Consider the following 18501-nt stretch of genomic DNA (forward strand, 5'->3'; position numbering starts at 1 on the left):
GAATACGAGTGAATATTGTTATGGAGAGCGACTTGTCGCAATCAATAGTAGAAGTCAAGGATGTTTGCTTTTCAAGGGGCGATAGAATCATATATAAAAATATGAGTTTTAGTGTTCCTAAAGGTAAAATCACTGCCATTATGGGGCCAAGCGGCATTGGTAAAACTACCATGCTACGTTTAATTGGCGGTCAGCTAAAGCCTGACTCGGGTGATATTTTATTTGAAGGCAATAGCATTCCAAAAATGTCACGTAAAGTACTATATGAAGCACGTACCAAAATGAGTATGCTGTTTCAAAGTGGTGCATTATTTACTGACATGTCGGTATTCGATAATATAGCTTTTCCGATTCGAGAGCACACTAAGCTAAGTGAAGACCTTATTCGTTTAGTGGTATTAATGAAGTTACAAGCTGTGGGTTTACGAGGCGCTAAAGATTTAATGCCGTCGGAGTTGTCAGGTGGTATGGCTCGCCGTGCAGCTTTAGCACGCTCTATAGCACTTGACCCTGAATTAATTATGTATGATGAGCCATTTGCAGGCCAAGACCCTATTTCTATGGGAGTACTGGTAAAGCTTATAAAGTCACTCAATGAAGTGCTTGGTTTATCGTCTTTAATCGTGACCCATGATGTGAACGAAGTCATGAGCATTGCCGATCACGTTATAATAATTGCCGATCAAGGTGTTATTGGCAGTGGATCGCCAGAACAAATGCGTCAACATGAATCTCCTTTGGTACAGCAGTTTTTAAAAGGCTTATCGGATGGTCCTGTGCCATTTCATTTTCCGGCACAAACATATGCAGATGAGTTGCTTGGAGAGAATAAATGATGTTGAATTTTCTGCAAAAAATAGGGCATAAAACACTAGGTCGTTTTGCAGCGCTAGGGCGCTCAGCGAACATGTTATTTGGTGCACTTGTGCACATACCTAACTTTAAAAAAGGCACCCCCTTACTCATTCGCCAGCTCTATATGGTGGGCTCACAATCGTTGCTCATTATTGTGGTGTCGGGGTTGTTTATTGGCATGGTATTAGCGCTGCAAGGCTATACAGTGTTGGTTGGTTATGGTGCAGAGGATAGCTTAGGCCCTTTAGTTGCGCTGAGTTTGCTCAGAGAACTAGGCCCTGTGGTTACTGCATTGCTATTTGCTGGGCGGGCGGGCAGTGCGCTCACCGCTGAAATTGGTTTAATGAAAGCAACCGAGCAATTGTCATCACTCGAAATGATGGCCATTGATCCATTGAAACGTATAATTGCACCGCGTTTTTGGGCTGGTTTAATAAGTATGCCGTTGTTAGCATTAATATTTTCGGCAGTGGCTATTATTGGTGCCCATTTAGTCGGCGTTGATTGGCTAGGCGTTGATACCGGAAGCTTTTGGTCAATTATGCAATCACAAGTTTCGTTTCAGCAAGACATACTCAATGGCATAATTAAAAGCGTTGTATTTGCTATTGTAGTGACCTGGATCGCCCTTTATAAAGGATATGATTGTGTACCAACTTCTGAGGGGATCAGTAAAGCAACCACAGAAACCGTGGTGCACTCATCTTTAGCAGTGTTAGGGTTTGACTTTCTTTTGACAGCGGTAATGTTTACCAACTAGTAGGGTATAGATAATGAATTCACGGAAATTAGAGATTTTAGTTGGTTTTTTTGTCGCACTAGGCATTTTAGCATTTGCTATGCTTGCGCTTAAAGTGGCCAACACTGGTATTAGTGGCTCAGGTGACACATACACACTTAATGCTAAATTTGAAAACATAGGCTCATTAAAGCCCCGTGCACCCATTAAAGTGGGCGGTGTGGTTATTGGCCGGGTAGAATCTATTTATGTTCATCCGCAAGAATTTTTACCAGTTGTTAATATGACCATTGATGCACAGTATTTATGTCGTTTTTCAGACACTAGCTCAATCTCTATTTTAACGTCAGGCATTTTAGGTGAGCAGTACTTAGGGATTAATCCTGTTATTGCACCAGAATCTGCAGAGCAGCGTTGTTTAGGTTTAACTGTGGTACATAACGAACAAGATCAAGCAATTGATGATTTATTTGGCGTAGAAAGTAAAGCGCTAGGTGACGGTGGGTCTATTACCGATACTAAGTCTGCCTTAGTGCTAGAAGAGTTAATTGGGCAGTTTTTATTCAACCAAGGTAGTGAGTAATTATTATGTTGAAAAAGTTTTTAGTTATTGCAGCGCTTAGTACCCTAACGTTTGCACAGGTAGTTAAAGCTGCCGATGTTAAACTAACAGATCCTAACAAAATGGTACGTCAAGTGGCAGATAATACCTTTGAGCGGATCACAAAAGATCAGCCATTAATTATTAAAAATAATGAGCATTTTCGTGTCATTGTTGAAGAAGAATTAATGCCCTACATTGACTACAAATATGCGGCACTGCGAGTGTTAGGCAGCGAAGTATCAAAAGTGCGTGCAATAACCGATGAGGCTGAAAAGGCGCGCGCAATTAAAGATATTCAGCGCTTTATTGTAGTATTTAGAGAGTACCTAGTAGCAACGTATGCAGGTGTTTTTACCCAATACACCAACCAACAAGTCGAGTTTGGCGCACCACAACCTTTTAAAGGTAAAGATGTGGTGGTAGTAAAAACCAAGATCATTGAAGCGGGTAAACCCGATATTAAAATTGACTTTAAAGTACGTGAAGACAGAAGTGGTGAATGGCGTGCTTACGATATGATTGCAGAAGGTATTAGCTTACTAGATGCAAAGCAAAGTGAGCTACAAGGCATGTTACGCCAACAAGGTATTGACCACGTAAGTAACCTTTTAGAGCAAAAGAGCCAACTGCCAGTACAGTTTAGAGGCAGCGACACCAATGACTAAGTTGGTGATAAGCCAAGTTGATGAGCAACATTTTCGAGTCAGTGGTGAGCTTACTCGAAGTTCAATTGGCGATGAAAAAGGCCTGGGCAGTCAGGCAATAACCAAGCATAAAATCTGCTACTTTGACCTTAGTGACGTATCTAGGGTTGACACAGCAGGCTTAGCTTGGTTAATTCACACTTTTGCGCAGTACAAGCAACAAGGCATTCGCCTTGAGTTGCAAAACCCACCTGAACAATTGCAAAATTTAATGCAATTGGGTCAAGTTACAACCCTATTTGAGTGAGAGTTATGGAAACTAGCCAAGTCGAAATATTATTACGCGATGAACTTCAATTAGCAGAAGTACATGTTAAAGCCAATGGTAGCCATTATGAAGTAATAGCTGTTGGCGAATGCTTTGACGGTTTAAGCCGAGTGAAAAAGCAACAGCTAGTTTATGGACCATTAATGAATACTATTTCAGATGGCACCATTCACGCAGTATCAATTCGCGCTTTTACTCCTGTAGAGTGGAAACGCGAACAAAAATTTATTTTACCGCAATAAAAAGGCCCCTACATGGATCAATTTGTAATTCAAGGTGGCACTTCGCTTGCGGGTGAAGTTACTATCTCTGGCGCTAAAAATGCGGCACTTCCTATTTTATTTGCCGCATTATTAGCCGATGGTAAAAGTACGTTTACTAATGTACCGCGCTTGCGTGACATAGTTACCACCGAAGCGTTATTAAAAACCTTAGGTGCGAGTGTTAATTGGCAAGGCGACACGCTTGTGATTGACGGCGCAACAGTGGATAAAACACTTGCTCCGTATGACCTAGTTAAGCAAATGCGTGCATCGGTACTGACACTCGGGCCTTTAGTGGCGCGTTTTGGTGAAGCACAAGTGTCACTCCCTGGTGGCTGCGCTATTGGGGCTCGACCTGTGGATATTCATATTCAAGGTTTAGAGCGCATGGGCGCACAAATCAACGTAGAAAACGGCTATATTAATGCCAAAGTAAATGGTCGCTTAAAAGGCGCTGAAATCTTTATGGAGATGGTTAGCGTTGGCGCTACTGAAAACCTATTGATGGCCGCGACCTTAGCCGATGGCAAAACTGTGCTTGAAAATGCAGCTTGTGAGCCAGAAATAACAGACTTGGCTAATTGCTTAATTGCTATGGGCGCTAAAATTACGGGGGCGGGTACAAACCGTATTGAAATTGAAGGCGTTGAGCGTTTAGCGGGTTGTGAGCACCGTATTTTACCAGATCGTATTGAAACAGGTACTTTTTTAGTTGCTGCTGCTATGGCCGGTGGCGAAGTGCTGTGTAAGATGACCGATTTTCATTCACTTGAGCCGGTAATTGAAAAGCTACGTGCAACCAATGCATTGTTAGAAGTACATGACAACAGCATTTATTTAGATATGCGCGGCAGAGAATTAAAAGCCGTTAATATTAAAACAGCTCCGCATCCTGGTTTTCCTACCGATATGCAGGCGCAGTTTACCGCATTAAATGTAGTGGCTATTGGTAGTGCCACCATTACCGAAACTATTTTTGAAAACCGCTTTATGCACGTACCTGAGCTACAACGCATGGGCGCAAATATTCGCTTAGAAGGCAACACAGCTATTTGTGGTGATACAAAAACTCTTAGCGGTGCCCAAGTTATGGCAACCGACCTACGTGCATCAGCCAGTTTAATTTTAACCGGTATAGTGGCGCAAGGTGAAACGATAGTTGATCGTATTTATCATGTTGATAGAGGTTATGAGCGCATTGAAGATAAGCTCAGCGGGTTAGGTGCTAATATTAAACGTAGAAGTAGTTAAATAACTATTTAGTTAGTTAAGGTATTTTTAAAGGCCGGATAAGCTAATTTGCTATCCGGCCTTTTTATTAAAGCTTAGTTTCAAGCTCTGCAACCGTCACCATTATTTTTTCTATTTTACCATTGCGGTACAGCTCAAATTCTATTTCTTTACCGGGTTCGGTATTGCCTATTTTTTCTAACACTTTTTGTGGGTTTGCTACCGAAAGTCCTGCTATTTCAATTACAATATCTTGCTCTTCAATACCGGCCTGCCAAGCAGGGCCTAGTGGGTCTAAGTTAGTAATACGCATACCTGCCACGGGCGTTAGACTGTCGTTTACTTCTTTGCCTGTGCTATCTACAGCTGTCCCCTCAAAGCCTAAGTAGCCACGAACCACTCGGCCATGGCGAATTAGTTTTGCCATAACCTCTTTTACTAAAGAGTAAGGAACCGCAAAAAATATTCCCTGTATGTTTAAGTTTTCGCGAGTTTTAAATTGTGCAGAAGTAATACCGACTAAATCACCATTGGAATTAACTAATGCACCGCCCGAATTGCCTACATTAATGGCTGCGTCCATTTGCAATAAATTATTATAAGGACTGTCGGTGATTTTTTGTTTGCCGGTGGCGCTAATAATGCCTTGGGTAATGGTTTGCCCTAAATTTAAAGGGTTACCAATGGCCAGTACAATGTCGCCAACACTTGATGAGTAGTCATCGTTAACAGGAATAACAGGTAAGTGATCGGCATTAATTTTTAAGAGCGCAAGGTCAGTAATAGTATCAAAACCAATAAGCTGTACATCAAAAAAGCGTCGGCCATCGGTTAATATAACCAGTATTTGGTCGGCATTATTAATCACATGATAATTGGTAAGAATATAGCCATCTTGCGACATGATCACGCCCGAACCTAGTTCTTGTACGGTGTTTTGTCGTTTATAGCGTGGTTCTTTAGAAATACTTTCTGAAAAAACGGTGACTACCGAAGGAGCCGCACGCTTAACCGCATCTGAAAAGCTTAAATGGTTGCTACTCATAGCACTGGGCAGTGGCACATTAGGCAGCAATGCAGTGCGCATATTAGGACTAAAAAAAACCACTAAAAAAGCAATACCTAGGCCTGCAAATAGAGGAGGGAGTATAAATTTTAAGATTTTTAGCACAAGATTCTTATTGTTAGTGAGCAATCTCTTTATGATGGCCAAAAAAAATAACAGCGGCAAGTGCCGCTGTTACTTTTATTGCATTTTAACGGTTATAAATTATTGAATGAGTACAAATATAGACTCACGACCGCGTTTTACCCCTAATACAATGTTGCCTTTGATGTTTTCAATGATCTGGTTCATATCATTTATGCTTTCTACGCGCTGGCGATTTACTTGCACAATAATATCACCTTCTTCAAGACCAACACGCGCTGCAGGAGAGCGCGGATCTACCGTACTAACTTCAATACCCTTAGCGTTATTTTTCTTAACGTTTTCTAATGTGGCACCTTGAAATGCAGGGTGTAATTCTTCGCCTGTTGCGGTAATACCAGATGCGCCATCTAGGGTTACTTTAACGGTTTTTATCTTACCATCGCGGTAAATACCTAATTTAACGTCTCGGCCTTCGCCTAAGGTTGCTATTTTACTGCGTAATTCATGAAAGCCGCTAATATCACTACCATTAATGCTAATAATAACATCGCCTGCTTGTATGCCCGCTTTGCTGGCTGCAGTGTTATCCATTACTTGCATAACATACGCGCCCTGTTTTACGTCAAGCTGCTGTGCTTTGGCAAGCCCAGCATCGAGAGGGCGACCTGATATTCCTAGCGAGCCTCGGCGAACTTCACCGTGTTCAATAATTTGATCAACTAAGTTTTTCATCATATTAGAAGGAATAGCAAAGCCAATACCTACGTTACCGCCAGATGCGCCTAAAATTGCGGTGTTAATTCCAATTAGCTCGCCATTTAAATTAACTAATGCACCACCAGAGTTACCTTGGTTAATAGCGGCATCGGTTTGAATGAAATCTTCGTAACCTTCAATATTTAAGCCACTGCGACCAAGTGCGCTTACTATGCCAGATGTAACCGTATGGCTTAAACCAAATGGGTTACCAATGGCAACAGCAAAGTCGCCCACCCGTAAATTATCAGAGTTAGCTAGCTTTACTGCGGTTAAATCATCTGCATCTATTTGTAATAAGGCGATATCAGACTCTTTATCAGTGCCAATTTTGGTTGCCTCAAACTCTCGGCCGTCTTCAAGGGTGACTATCATTTTTTCGGCGTCTTGGATCACATGGTTGTTAGTGACCACATAACCTTTCTTAGCATCAATAATAACCCCTGAGCCTAACCCGCTAAATTGACGTTTTTGACTGCGAGGTTGTGGGTTACCAAAAAAGAACTCCAGCGGATCGGCGCGGCGACGTATTTCTTTTGAGCCCGAAACCTGGATACTGACAACACCAGGAGTTATTTGCTCTAACATAGGCGCAAGTGTTGGTAATTGTTGGCCATTTACTGCAATCGGCATTTTTGCGTAAGACGTAACCGGGCTCAATAATAGGCTAGTAGACAAAATAGCTGCGCTGATAAGTGATAATTTCATTTTCATAGTCAGGGTTTACTCCACTTAGGATAAGCGAAAACAAAAAGGGCTACTTTAAAAGCAGCCCTTTTCGGTTTATTTAGGGCCTGTTGACCTTTCAGGATTGTAATTTGTTCTATCTAGAGGGGATTTAATCGCGGCGCGAGATTTGTAACCTAGTGGGCTAAGTAAAAACCGAGCAACAATGAGTAAATTCCCCCTAGGACGAACCCAAGGGCAGCGCATGTTTGTTATTTATGCTGCGTTATCGCCTGTTTATGTGAAATAAGCACATGGCACAGGCTCTGCCTTGCCTAAAAATCAAACATACTGCTGCAAATTCAACCTCGAAAGAAAAACAAGCCCTTTAAAACAACAAAGCTGTTATATCTAAAGACTATGGGGTTGAAAAAAAGTTCATCAAGATGCTGTTGAAGATTTTGCTTCGCCAGCAAACAAACCAGACTCACCCGATACGTAATCAGCCGGCTGTGCATCGGCGTTAGAGCGATCTGAGCGGCGCTCTTTAAGTGAAGCTTGTAACTGCTCAGTCATCTCTTTAGAGAAAAAAGGTTCAGCAGGTGCTTTATTTCTGTCCTCTAGTAACAACTGATTAGTTTCTTCAACATGGCTAAGTAACTGATCGTAATTGTCTTTCATTTTAGTTACTAACTTACCAGTATTTGCTAAGTGATCAGCTACATCTTGTCGATATTGCTCTAGCGTATTTTTTGCTTGTTCAACCTGCTCTTCTAATTCATCATGCTTGAACTGTTTTTTAGTGACAAATGCACCGATGAAAAATGCGGCTATAGCAACAATAATAACTAAACCGACCCATGTAAATGTACCCATAAATATCACCTCTTTGGGAAAATAACTAACGAATATCTTAAATCAAACTAAGTCTAATATACCCTGACTAATGATGCGTGTTAATATGCTTTGTAAATTAAACTGCGTTTTAACAGTAAATAGATATGACTCCTTGGCAAACATACCAGCAAGACCTCAAGCGTGATGACTTTGTATACGACGCAGCACAAGAAAATGCTGTACGTCATTTACAGCGCTTATATGATGATTTAACTCAAGCAAAACCGCAACCTACCGGTTTTTTTGCAAAGCTATTTAATAAAACAGAGCCTGCACCTATAAAAGGTTTGTATTTTTGGGGCGGAGTAGGGCGTGGTAAAACGTATTTAGTTGATACCTTTTATGAAGCACTACCGGGGCAGCGTAAAATGCGCGTGCATTTTCACCGCTTTATGCACCGAGTACATGACGAGCTTAAAAAACTAAATAAAAAAGAAAATCCACTAGAAATAGTAGCTGATATTTTTAAAGCCGAAACCGATATAATTTGTTTTGATGAATTTTACGTTCAAGACATTACCGATGCTATGTTACTCGGTGGCTTAATGGAAGCACTGTTTGCTCGTGGCATAGTGTTAGTTGCTACGTCGAATATTATTCCCGATGAGTTGTATCGAAATGGCTTACAGCGCGCGCGCTTTTTGCCCGCGATTGCGCTTGTTAATGCAAATACAGAAATAGTAAATGTCGATTCGGGCATAGATTACAGGCTAAGAACTTTAGAGCAGGCAGAGATATTTCACAGCCCACTCGATGAGCAAGCCGATAAAAACCTATTTGAATACTTTGATAAGTTATCACACGAACAGGGTAAATCTAATACCGCCATTGAAATTGAAGGGCGCATGATTAAAACCCGTAAAGTATCTGATTGTGTTGTAATGTTTGAGTTTAGCGAATTATGTGAAACCGCGCGTAGCCAAGTAGATTACATGGAAATTAGCCGTTTATATAACACAGTTATTTTGTCTAACGTAAAACAATTTGGGCAAGTGAATGACGACGCAGCAAGACGCTTTATTGCATTAGTAGATGAATTTTACGAACGCCACGTGACTTTAATAATTTCGGCAGAAAAACCCATTACAGAGCTCTATACTCAAGGTAATTTAAGCTTTGAGTTTAAACGCTGCATAAGTCGCTTACAAGAAATGCAGTCGCTAGAGTATTTAGCGAAAGAGCATTTAGCATAAAAGTTAGCGCCTTAGGGCTAATTTATTCTTTTGAGGAAGGGGCTCAATGCTAGAGCCCAATACACAGCGAAGGTCTTTTTAATATAAAGTGCCTAGCAGTTAAAAAATTTGTGGAAAAAACAACCCGCCGGTAGTAATGCAATAAAAGTGCTGATATACTCCCGCTCCTGCCACGTTGCGTTCTATGCCTTCATATAGTCTAGCCACTTGTGAGCGGCGCAAAAGTCTAAAACTCGAAGGGGTTATAGCAAACTTAGAGCAGTAGTTAATATTAACTACTTGTGGTTTTAATTGAAAAACATTGGATTTTTATAAATGAAAACGTTTGTTGCTAAACCAGAAACAGTAAAACGTGACTGGTACGTAGTTGACGCTGAAGGTAAAACTTTAGGTCGCATCGCTACTGAAATCGCTCTCCGCCTACGCGGTAAGCATAAAGTTGAATATACACCGCACGTAGATACTGGTGATTATATCATCGTTATCAACGCTGAAAAAGTTACTGTAACTGGTAACAAATTCAAAAACAAAGTGTACTATTCACACTCTGGTTTTCCAGGTGGTCTTAAGTCTACTACTTTTGATAAACTTCAAGCTGCAAAGCCTGAAATGATCATCGAAAAAGCTGTTAAAGGCATGTTGCCACGTGGTCCTTTAGGCCGCGCTATGTACCGTAAACTTAAAGTTTACACAGGTACTGAGCATAACCATGCTGCACAACAGCCTCAGGTTCTAGACATTTAAGGAGCACCATCATGGCAAATCAATACTACGGTACAGGTCGTCGTAAAAGTTCTAGTGCTCGCGTGTTCTTACGCCCAGGTACTGGTAACATCGTAATCAACAAGCGCTCTTTAGAAGAGTACTTTGGTCGCGAAACAGCACGTATGGTTGTTCATCAAGCTCTAGAGCTTGTTGATATGACTGAAAAGTTTGATCTTCACATCACCGTTTCTGGTGGTGGTACAACTGGTCAAGCTGGTGCAATCCGTCACGGTATTACTCGTGCACTTATGGAGTTTGACGAGTCACTACGTCCACAACTTCGTAAAGCAGGTTTCGTAACTCGTGATGCACGTAAAGTTGAACGTAAGAAAGTGGGTCTTAAGAAAGCGCGTAAGCGTCCACAGTTCTCAAAACGTTAATATTTACGTTATCAAGAATTCAAAAACCCAGCTTATGCTGGGTTTTTTGTTTTTCGCGACATAATAAATGGTAACTTTGACGATAGGTAATTGATAAGCCCAGCGTGTTTAATGAGCAAAAGTAAAAAAACACTCAGTGAATACTAAAAAAGTTAAATAATTATCGTAATTAGTTTAAATCCATCAGTTAATTGGTGAATTTTTTTGCTACAATTGGCTGGCAAATAATGTGAGCAGGTTTAGCCCTAGCAAATGCAGTTGTTACTGCTTGTTTTGGTGAGGTTGACCTGAGTCAGTATATTATTTTTACAGAAGCGATATGATAGTCATTCGGCTTCATACTCGAGCTAACTTAATCTATTTTTTGAGCAAGTCAGGATTATTCGAGCATGGGGCTGTGAGTAACCTTGTTTTAAACAAGGATTTAAATATGATCGTTTCTATTTTATAATTCAAAAAAATTAACCTGCTGTAACTGATGTTCTCAATATAGCAAGTGTTGAGAATCATAGTGGAGATAAGTGGATGAGCAATGCGCCTGTAGACAATGGCCGACGTCGCTTTTTAACCATAGCTACCTCTGTTGTTGGTGGTGTTGGTGCGGCTGGGGCTGCTGTTCCTTTTATTGCGTCTTGGAATCCAAGTGAGCGAGCTAAATCTGCGGGTGCGCCTGTAGAAGTAGACATAAGCAAACTTGAGCCAGGACAATTAATACGTGTCGAGTGGCGTGGTAAACCTGTATGGGTTGTATCACGGACCCCAAAAATGCTTGAGCAAATGAAAGGACATGAAGATCAACTTCGTGACCCGCATTCGCAAGAGCCACAACAATTAGAATCATCAACAAATGATTACCGTTCATTGCGTCCAGAAATATTTTTGGCTGTAGGTATTTGTACTCATTTAGGATGTTCACCTAGCTTTTTACAAGGTGGCTTTGGTGAAAAAGTGGAAGGGACTGACGACGGTTTTTACTGTCCATGTCATGGTTCTAAGTTTGATATGGCTGGCCGTGTATTCCAATCGGTACCTGCACCATTAAACCTAGAAATACCACCATACACTTTTCTTGATGAAACCACTATATTAGTGGGCGAAGAACAAGGAGTGGCCTAATGTTTGGTAAGATTATTGGTTGGCTAGACGACCGTATACCATTGACACGTGTCTGGAACATGCATATTGCACAGTACCCAGCACCTAAAAACTTTAACTTTTGGTACTTCTTTGGCTCACTAGCTATGTTAGTACTAGTTAACCAAATTCTTACAGGAATTTGGTTAACTATGAACTATGTACCTTCTGCTGAGGGGGCGTTTGCATCAGTTGAATACATCATGCGTGATGTTGATTATGGCTGGTTATTACGTTATTTACACTCAACCGGTGCATCAGCGTTTTTCATCGTTGTATATTTACATATGTTCCGTGGCATGATCTACGGTTCTTATCAAAAACCACGGGAATTACTGTGGGTATTTGGTATGTTTATTTTCTTAGCGCTAATGGCCGAAGCATTCATGGGGTACTTATTACCATGGGGGCAAATGTCATTTTGGGGTGCACAGGTAATCATTTCACTATTTGGAGCAATTCCGGTTATAGGTGATGATTTAACACTTTGGATCCGTGGTGATTACGTAATATCGGGTGCAACGCTTAACCGCTTCTTTGCATTGCATGTTATTGCTTTACCATTAGTTATCGTGATTTTAGTATTTTTACACATAGTTGCACTACATGAAGTAGGGTCAAATAACCCTGAAGGCGTAGATAACAAGCGTAAAAAAGGTACGGTAGCTGAAGAAGATAAACCTAAGTTTAAGTTCCATGAATATTATACTGATAAAAAAGATATTCTTGATGCGATCCCGTTCCACCCTTATTACACAGTAAAAGATATTGTGGGTGTGGTTGGTTTCTTAATATTGTTCTGTTGGGTGGTGTTCTTTATGCCAGCCATGGGTGGTTTCTTTTTAGAAGCGCCAAACTTTGAAGCGGCTAACCCGCTGAAAACACCAGAGCATATTTTTCCAGTTTGGTACTTTACGCCATTTTATGCAATCTTACGTGCGATCCCTGATAAGTTAATGGGTGTTGCAGCAATGGGTGCATCTATTGTAGTGCTTGCGTTATTACCTTGGATAGATCGTGGTTCAGTTCGCTCAGTTCGTTACCGTTGTGGTTTCCACAAATGGAACATTGCAGGCTTTGTTGTTACTTTTGTTCTTTTAGGTTGGGTTGGTGCAACACCACAAACTGACATGAAAACAATTGTTTCGCAGATATGTACTGTGACTTACTTTATGTTCTTCGTACTGTTATTTGTATACAGTAAGAATGAAAAAACTAAGCCATTGCCTGAGAGGTTACTGAAATGATGAAAAAGCTACTTATTGGTTTATTTGCTTTATCAATTAATGTGTTGCCGGCAATGGCTGCAGGTCCTTCAGTGGCATTATTAGATGCTGGTAATGACCTAACAGATCAGCCTTCGTTGCAACGCGGTGCTAAATTGTTCATGAACTATTGTGTTGCTTGTCATCAAATGCAATACCAGCGTTATGAACGTACTTTTCGTGATATCGGTATTCCAACGGAAATTGGCGCAGAACAGTTAATTTTTGACGGTTCAAAAGTAGGTAGCCATATTACCAATGCGATGGCCAAAGAAGATGCTGAAAAGTGGTTTGGTGCTGCGCCACCAGATTTAACTAACGTTGCACGTGTTCGTGGTTCTGATTGGATATATACGTATTTAAAATCGTTCTACAAAGATGAGTCACGTCCATTTGGCGTAAACAATACATTGTTTCCATCTGTAGGTATGCCGCATGTTCTGCAAGAACTACAAGGCTTACCAACAGCTATTACAGAAGAAGTAGAAGTGAATGGTCATACTGTGACCAGAATTATTGCTACTGAAACTGATGGCTCAGGTGAATTAAGTGTAGATGAATACGACCAAGCTGCTCGCGATTTAACCAACTTCCTTGAGTACGTGGGTGAACCTTCACGTCTTGAGTCAGAAGCAATAGGTATTAAGGTAATTGGATTTTTATTCATCCTATTTATCTTGGCATTTATGCTTAAGAAAGAATACTGGAGAGATGTTCATTAAGTTTGAACATGTTTAAAGGTAATTTTGCAATAGGGGCTTAAGCCCCTATTGCTGTTTTAGTTATTTAATGGAGGTAGGCATGGCCGTAGCTGCCAATAAGCGCCCTGTAATGACCCTTTTTTCTGGTGCTAACTGTATGTATAGCCACCAAGTACGCATTGTACTTGCTGAAAAAGGTGTAAGTGTAGATATTCATTTGGCTGAAAAAGATAACCTGCCAGAGGCACTTCACGAAATTAACCCTTACGGTACAGTGCCAACACTGATTGACCGTGAGCTTGGTTTATATCAGGCAAATATCATCATGGAATACCTTGATGAACGTTTCCCTCATCCTCCACTAATGCCTGTTTACCCGGTAATGCGTGGCCGTAGCCGTTTAATGATGCACCGTATTGATACTGATTGGTACAGCCTAGCTGACAAAATCACTAACAACGCACCAGATGCTGCTCAAGCTCGTAAAGAGTTAACAGAAGCATTGCTTGCGGTTGCAGCAATCTTTAGCGAAGCACCTTACTTTATGAGTGAAGAGTTTAGCTTAGTAGATTGTTACCTTGCTCCACTATTATGGCGTTTACCTGAATTTGGTATTGAGCTTAACGGTGCAGGTTCTAAAGAGCTTAAAGAGTATATGATCCGCTTATTTGAGCGTGAATCATTCCAAGCTTCTTTAACTGAAACTGAGCGTGAGATCCGTTTATAATGACGCCTAATCGTCCTTACTTATTACGCGCTTTTTTTGATTGGATTGTTGATAACGAATGCACGCCACATTTAGTGGTTGACGCTGATTACCCTGCAGTACAAGTGCCAACACAGTTTGTGCAAGACGGACAAATTGTATTAAACATTAGTCCTTCAGCGGTAACCCAGTTTTCGTTAGATAATGAGCAACTTAGCTTTAGCGCGCGGTTTGGTGGTCAGCCAATGCAAGTGTATGTGCCTTTAAGGGCTGTACTTGCAATATACGCGCGTGAAAATGGCGAGGGTACGGTCTTTACAGCAGATGAGTTTTTAGAGGACGAAGACGACTTTGCTCCAGATTTTGAAAGTGTTGATTCATCAGCAAATTATGTTGACGAAACACCACCAGAAAAGCCTGAAAAGAAAAAAGGTTCGCATTTACGTGTTATAAAATAATACATTTTATAATCTGTTAATGATAAAAGAAAAACCGCTAATAAGCGGTTTTTTTATGTCTGTATAAAAGTAAAAGGTTTTAGGTAGAGATTAAGCCAAGCACAAAGTTTCGCTTAAGGCTTTATGCCTTAAAGTTTGCGGGAGTGGGCTGCGAGACGTGGGTTAAGGTTGATTGTTGTAACGGCGGGTTTTCCCACCGGTATAAAAAACCTTGCAGTGTTAACTACAAGGCTTTTATATTCCTCGAACCAGCTATCTTTACAAATATTCAAATACTTTAATTACGCGCTCAACACCCGATACATTACGCGCAATATTTACTGCTTGCTCTGCTTCTGCGTCAGAAACTAAACCCATCAAAAATACTTCGGCATTTTCAGTCACTACTTTAATATTATTACTACTAATATTTTTAGCGGTTAATAGCTGTGCTTTTACTTTTGAGGTTAACCAAGAGTCATGAGTTTGGGTAGTCACCCCAATATTTGAACCAATACGAATTTGGTTATGTATTTTTCGAATGCCAGCAACACTCTCAATGGCTCTATTAGCTTCGTTTTTCATTTCTTCATTGGCAACTTGGCCAACTAATAAAACAATGCCATTAACGCTTACAGCGCTAATATGAGCAAATTTATGCAAGCGATCTACTTCACTAATTGCAATGCTAGCTTTTATTTCAATATTGCTGTCATCGATCTGAGAGCCAATTGTGCGACGATCGTTTGCAGCTGTTATTGCACTAGCAGTACCAGCAACCACTGCGGCTGCACACCCTTGCAGTAATACAACCGTGCCTAAAATAATAAGGGAGCGTTTAAACATAATTTTCATCCTGCGGGAAAAGCGTTAAATCAACCAGTTCACTTAAACAATGTAAGTTAACTAAATGCGACTCAATAATACGGCTTGGGCGTTTAGAAGGCGTTCTAATCTCAACATCATTAGGGCCAAGTAAACCAACTAGCTCACCGCCGTCATCACCAACCATAACTATGACCTTCATATCCTTAGTTAGTGCCGCCTCTACCGCTGAAATAATTTGTTTTTCATTACCATTAATAGCCAGTGCCAGCAGTAAGTCACCTTGTTGAGCAAAGGCACGTACTTGACGAGCAAACGTGTCGTAATCGTCAACCTGAGTACTTTGCCCTAAGTTAATACTCTCTTGCGATAACGCAATAGCTGGCAGGCAAGGGCGCTCGGTTTCATAATGATTAACTAAAACACCTGCCATGTGTTGAGCAAGCATATGGCAGTTAGCTGTACCGCAACAAATAAGCTTATTGCCGTTGATCAGGCTTTGAGCAATGGTAAAAGCGGCTGACTCTAATGCACTGGGTAATACCTCACCCGCTGCTATTTGTACCTGAATGCTTTCTGTAAAAATTTCTTTAATAGTGTCTTGCATAGAATACCAACAATTTATACCTAGTTCTTTGTTTTTAAAATACGTTTTTGAGCCAGTTAATATGCATAGACGGCTCTCCAGTGATTGCTACATAATCGATTCTTAACGGCTGATTTGTTAGGTTTTTAGCGGCTAAGTAATGATAAATACTGCGTTTTAAGCGTGCTTGTTTTTGTATACTTAATGCGTAATTAGCGCCGCCGCGAGCGTGATTTTTACGAAACTTAACTTCCACAAAAACCAAAGTGTTACCGTCTTTCATAATTACATCAAGTTCGCCAAAGGGGCAGTAATAGTTACGCTCAATTGCTGTTAACCCTTGAGAAACTAAATACTTTTGTGCCTGGAGCTCATAATACTGGCCTTTTTCACGACTGTTTTGCCACAGCTGTTTAAACCAAGACATGTCGCCCCCTTAGTTATTCGGTAATGTATATGTCACTGGCTGATTGCATAAATAACGGTACAGGGCGTTGTGTTTTTAGTTGCACTGCCTTAATCCGACGATTGGTATATTGTGCCCAGTCTAATGTGCGTTCAATATGCCCGCTGGTATTAACCGAGAGCTTACCACTTAAACCGTTAAACTGATTCCCAGGAGAAAGACTTAGTTGTTTAATGTCATGTAATATAGTTACTGCATCGTAGGCCATAGCAAATAAACGCTGACTTATATCGGCGTGCTCTGGCCACAATGTTTCGTATTGCTGGCGAAGATTATGCTGTTTAATTTGCGACTTTAACATCCAAGGAAGTTCGGTAAAGTATAAGCCATCTAAGTCGCCTTTATCGGTACGATCAATTTGGCTACTATGGCTTTTAGAACTAGCATAAAGCGGGATCCTATCAGCAAATGTACTTACATTAACGTCTAAATACGGCTTTATTAAACGGGTTTCTATTGCATCGCCTAAAATATAAATAGCGTCTATATCGCTGCGCGAGCGTGTTTCGTTTTCGACTTCTTGCTTAAATAAAGTTTTAACGGTTTTGATCCGCTCTTTACTTTTATCAACTTCAAGTAAGCTGGTAATCGTATCAGGCATGTCTTGATTACTGTTATAAAAGCCAATTTGTGGTTTGGTTTCGCTATAGCGTTGCCACTGCAGGTTAAAGTAATCAACCAAACGCTGCCCGTTTGCATTATTAGGCGCAAGTAACATAGGCTTTTGGTAGCCCTGAGCTAAAAAGTGCTCTAATGCTTGTTGTACTTCATGCTCGGGGTTAAGGGCAAAAAAGTAGTGCTGTAACGAAAGCCGCTCACCATCAAAGGTATTTAAATGCATAGTAGGTATGTCTATAAGCACTTGCGCATTAGCAAGTTTATCTATATTCGCTTTTAACAGTGGACCAACAACAAAGTCGGGTTTTATTTGCGCTATTTTAGCCGTAATTTCATCAACATCACTGTTTTCATCAATAAAAATGGTTTCATTAATGCTTTGCTGATCAAGTGCTGCGAGCACGCCGGCTTTAAGTGCATCACCTAAGCGTTCATTAGCACCAGATTGCGGCAGTAGTACAACTAAACGCTCTATTATTACAGGCGTTAAGTCATTCACTAACTCATCTTGTTTAGGTAAAACTACTTTAGCAGGGTGCCCGGGGTAGCGTCTCAACCAATTATTAATAGCTTGGTCAAGTTCAACGGCACTGCCAGCATAAACTTGATGGTACAAAGCAAGGTTAACCCAACCTTGTTGAATAACCGACCCTCTGTTAAAGCGTTCAAGTGTATAAGAGGAAAGCTTTTTTAAGTTATCCCATAAGTTTTGGTTTAGCTGTGGAATATCAATATTATTTTTAGTAGCAGACTCAGACGCCGCAAAAAAGTAAGGGGCTGCGCGTTTCGCAAAGTCTTGCGATGCATACACACTGGCGGTTAAAAATTGATGCCAGGTAAAATGTTCAGGCTGTTTAAGTTGACCATCTAAAGACTGCAAAATAACTAACGCTTGAGCGTTTTTATTTTGCTGCTTTTGCGCAAACGCAATATAAAGACGATTTTGAATCTGATCAACACTTGGGGTTAATTCTAACTCACCGCATACCTTTTCTAATAACGACCAACTTTGCTCATTCACTGCAGCATCGCGGGCACTATAAAGTAGCTGTATTTTATCGGCACCTTGGCGGTTTTGCGCCAATTGATAGATAGATAACGCACTATTAGCTTGGTTTTTTAGTGCATTGGCACTGTTACTGAAGTTATCACTGTTTTTAGTTGGTTTTTCGGTTGTGCTACACGCCGATAACCCTGACAATATAATTAATAGACTAACTAGTTTAAGTCGCACAATGATTTCCCAATACGTTAACGCGATTTGCTTATATTACTGACTGACGCAGGAGA

The 18501-nt window shown here is 40.7% G+C and carries 22 protein-coding genes; 15 read left to right on the forward strand and 7 right to left on the reverse strand.

The genetic code is table 11. From position 1 onward, the window contains the following. Positions 1 to 20 precede the first annotated feature (20 nt). The 7 genes from CIK86_RS00800 to murA are packed head-to-tail and all read left to right on the forward strand — an operon-like array spanning position 21 to position 4684. A complete protein-coding gene (locus CIK86_RS00800; protein WP_086995431.1) occupies positions 21 to 836 on the forward strand; it encodes an ATP-binding cassette domain-containing protein in 816 nt (271 codons plus the stop codon). After that, positions 836 to 1615: a lipid asymmetry maintenance ABC transporter permease subunit MlaE gene (gene mlaE / locus CIK86_RS00805; RefSeq protein ID WP_041454775.1), complete on the forward strand. Its 780-nt coding sequence runs from the start codon at positions 836 to 838 to the stop codon at positions 1613 to 1615. Before CIK86_RS00800 ends, mlaE begins: the two co-directional genes overlap by 1 nt. Positions 1616 to 1628: 13 nt before the next feature. Beyond that, a complete protein-coding gene (mlaD, locus tag CIK86_RS00810) occupies positions 1629 to 2177 on the forward strand; it encodes an outer membrane lipid asymmetry maintenance protein MlaD (protein WP_011329190.1) in 549 nt (182 codons plus the stop codon). A gap of 5 nt (positions 2178 to 2182) precedes the next feature. Next, positions 2183 to 2863, forward strand: a complete 681-nt coding sequence (locus CIK86_RS00815) for an ABC transporter substrate-binding protein (RefSeq protein ID WP_086995400.1) — start codon at positions 2183 to 2185, stop codon at positions 2861 to 2863. Next, a complete protein-coding gene (locus tag CIK86_RS00820) occupies positions 2856 to 3149 on the forward strand; it encodes an STAS domain-containing protein (protein ID WP_011329188.1) in 294 nt (97 codons plus the stop codon). Before CIK86_RS00815 ends, CIK86_RS00820 begins: the two co-directional genes overlap by 8 nt. A 5-nt stretch (positions 3150 to 3154) precedes the next feature. Continuing rightward, positions 3155 to 3412, forward strand: coding sequence for a BolA family protein (locus CIK86_RS00825; RefSeq protein ID WP_011329187.1), 258 nt, complete (start codon positions 3155 to 3157; stop codon positions 3410 to 3412). Positions 3413 to 3424: 12 nt separating this feature from the next. Then, entirely contained in the window at positions 3425 to 4684 is a 1260-nt protein-coding gene (gene murA, locus CIK86_RS00830; protein WP_086995403.1) for a UDP-N-acetylglucosamine 1-carboxyvinyltransferase, read from the forward strand. Between the two features lie 67 nt (positions 4685 to 4751). On the opposite strand, the gene CIK86_RS00835 is transcribed toward murA, so the two are convergent. The 3 genes from CIK86_RS00835 to CIK86_RS00845 form a co-directional block, all read right to left on the reverse strand. Next, entirely contained in the window at positions 4752 to 5834 is a 1083-nt protein-coding gene (locus CIK86_RS00835) for a trypsin-like peptidase domain-containing protein (protein ID WP_011329185.1), read from the reverse strand. A gap of 99 nt (positions 5835 to 5933) precedes the next feature. Further along, positions 5934 to 7286, reverse strand: coding sequence for a Do family serine endopeptidase (locus CIK86_RS00840; RefSeq protein ID WP_086995406.1), 1353 nt, complete (start codon positions 7284 to 7286; stop codon positions 5934 to 5936). Between the two features lie 393 nt (positions 7287 to 7679). Beyond that, the gene (locus CIK86_RS00845) at positions 7680 to 8114 is read right to left on the reverse strand and encodes a YhcB family protein (protein ID WP_011329183.1); all 435 of its coding nucleotides are present in this window, start codon (positions 8112 to 8114) and stop codon (positions 7680 to 7682) included. Positions 8115 to 8239: 125 nt separating this feature from the next. Between CIK86_RS00845 and zapE the strand changes: the two genes are divergently transcribed. The 8 genes from zapE to CIK86_RS00885 all read left to right on the forward strand — a co-directional run bounded on the left by zapE (position 8240) and on the right by CIK86_RS00885 (position 14737). Further along, entirely contained in the window at positions 8240 to 9328 is a 1089-nt protein-coding gene (zapE, locus tag CIK86_RS00850; RefSeq protein WP_011329182.1) for a cell division protein ZapE, read from the forward strand. A gap of 315 nt (positions 9329 to 9643) precedes the next feature. Next, complete coding sequence (gene rplM / locus CIK86_RS00855; RefSeq protein ID WP_011329180.1) at positions 9644 to 10072, forward strand: 50S ribosomal protein L13; 429 nt, start codon at positions 9644 to 9646, stop codon at positions 10070 to 10072. An 8-nt stretch (positions 10073 to 10080) separates the two neighbouring features. Next, the gene (gene rpsI / locus CIK86_RS00860; protein ID WP_086995409.1) at positions 10081 to 10473 is read left to right on the forward strand and encodes a 30S ribosomal protein S9; all 393 of its coding nucleotides are present in this window, start codon (positions 10081 to 10083) and stop codon (positions 10471 to 10473) included. 525 nt (positions 10474 to 10998) lie between these two features. Beyond that, on the forward strand, positions 10999 to 11589 hold the full coding sequence (petA, locus tag CIK86_RS00865; RefSeq protein WP_011329178.1) for a ubiquinol-cytochrome c reductase iron-sulfur subunit: 591 nt from the start codon (positions 10999 to 11001) through the stop codon (positions 11587 to 11589). Next, positions 11589 to 12854, forward strand: a complete 1266-nt coding sequence (locus tag CIK86_RS00870; RefSeq protein ID WP_011329177.1) for a cytochrome b N-terminal domain-containing protein — start codon at positions 11589 to 11591, stop codon at positions 12852 to 12854. The genes petA and CIK86_RS00870 overlap by 1 nt, the downstream gene beginning before the upstream one ends. Next, positions 12851 to 13594, forward strand: coding sequence for a cytochrome c1 (locus tag CIK86_RS00875; protein WP_011329176.1), 744 nt, complete (start codon positions 12851 to 12853; stop codon positions 13592 to 13594). Before CIK86_RS00870 ends, CIK86_RS00875 begins: the two co-directional genes overlap by 4 nt. 79 nt (positions 13595 to 13673) lie before the next feature. After that, entirely contained in the window at positions 13674 to 14300 is a 627-nt protein-coding gene (sspA, locus tag CIK86_RS00880; RefSeq protein WP_011329175.1) for a stringent starvation protein SspA, read from the forward strand. Continuing rightward, positions 14300 to 14737: a ClpXP protease specificity-enhancing factor gene (locus CIK86_RS00885; RefSeq protein ID WP_011329174.1), complete on the forward strand. Its 438-nt coding sequence runs from the start codon at positions 14300 to 14302 to the stop codon at positions 14735 to 14737. The genes sspA and CIK86_RS00885 overlap by 1 nt, the downstream gene beginning before the upstream one ends. A 258-nt stretch (positions 14738 to 14995) precedes the next feature. Here the strand turns inward: CIK86_RS00885 and dolP are convergent, their stop codons facing one another. The 4 genes from dolP to CIK86_RS00905 are packed head-to-tail and all read right to left on the reverse strand — an operon-like array spanning position 14996 to position 18445. Further along, the gene (gene dolP / locus CIK86_RS00890; protein ID WP_011329173.1) at positions 14996 to 15562 is read right to left on the reverse strand and encodes a division/outer membrane stress-associated lipid-binding lipoprotein; all 567 of its coding nucleotides are present in this window, start codon (positions 15560 to 15562) and stop codon (positions 14996 to 14998) included. Then, the gene (locus tag CIK86_RS00895; protein WP_011329172.1) at positions 15555 to 16148 is read right to left on the reverse strand and encodes an SIS domain-containing protein; all 594 of its coding nucleotides are present in this window, start codon (positions 16146 to 16148) and stop codon (positions 15555 to 15557) included. Before CIK86_RS00895 ends, dolP begins: the two co-directional genes overlap by 8 nt. Positions 16149 to 16182: 34 nt before the next feature. Then, a complete protein-coding gene (locus tag CIK86_RS00900) occupies positions 16183 to 16554 on the reverse strand; it encodes a YraN family protein (RefSeq protein WP_011329171.1) in 372 nt (123 codons plus the stop codon). 13 nt (positions 16555 to 16567) lie between these two features. Then, on the reverse strand, positions 16568 to 18445 hold the full coding sequence (locus CIK86_RS00905) for a penicillin-binding protein activator (protein ID WP_086995412.1): 1878 nt from the start codon (positions 18443 to 18445) through the stop codon (positions 16568 to 16570). Positions 18446 to 18501 lie beyond the last annotated feature (56 nt).

Origin of the sequence: Pseudoalteromonas sp. JB197, from assembly GCF_002332205.1 — a bacterium.
In the GTDB taxonomy this organism is placed as follows: Bacteria; Pseudomonadota; Gammaproteobacteria; order Enterobacterales; family Alteromonadaceae; genus Pseudoalteromonas; species Pseudoalteromonas nigrifaciens.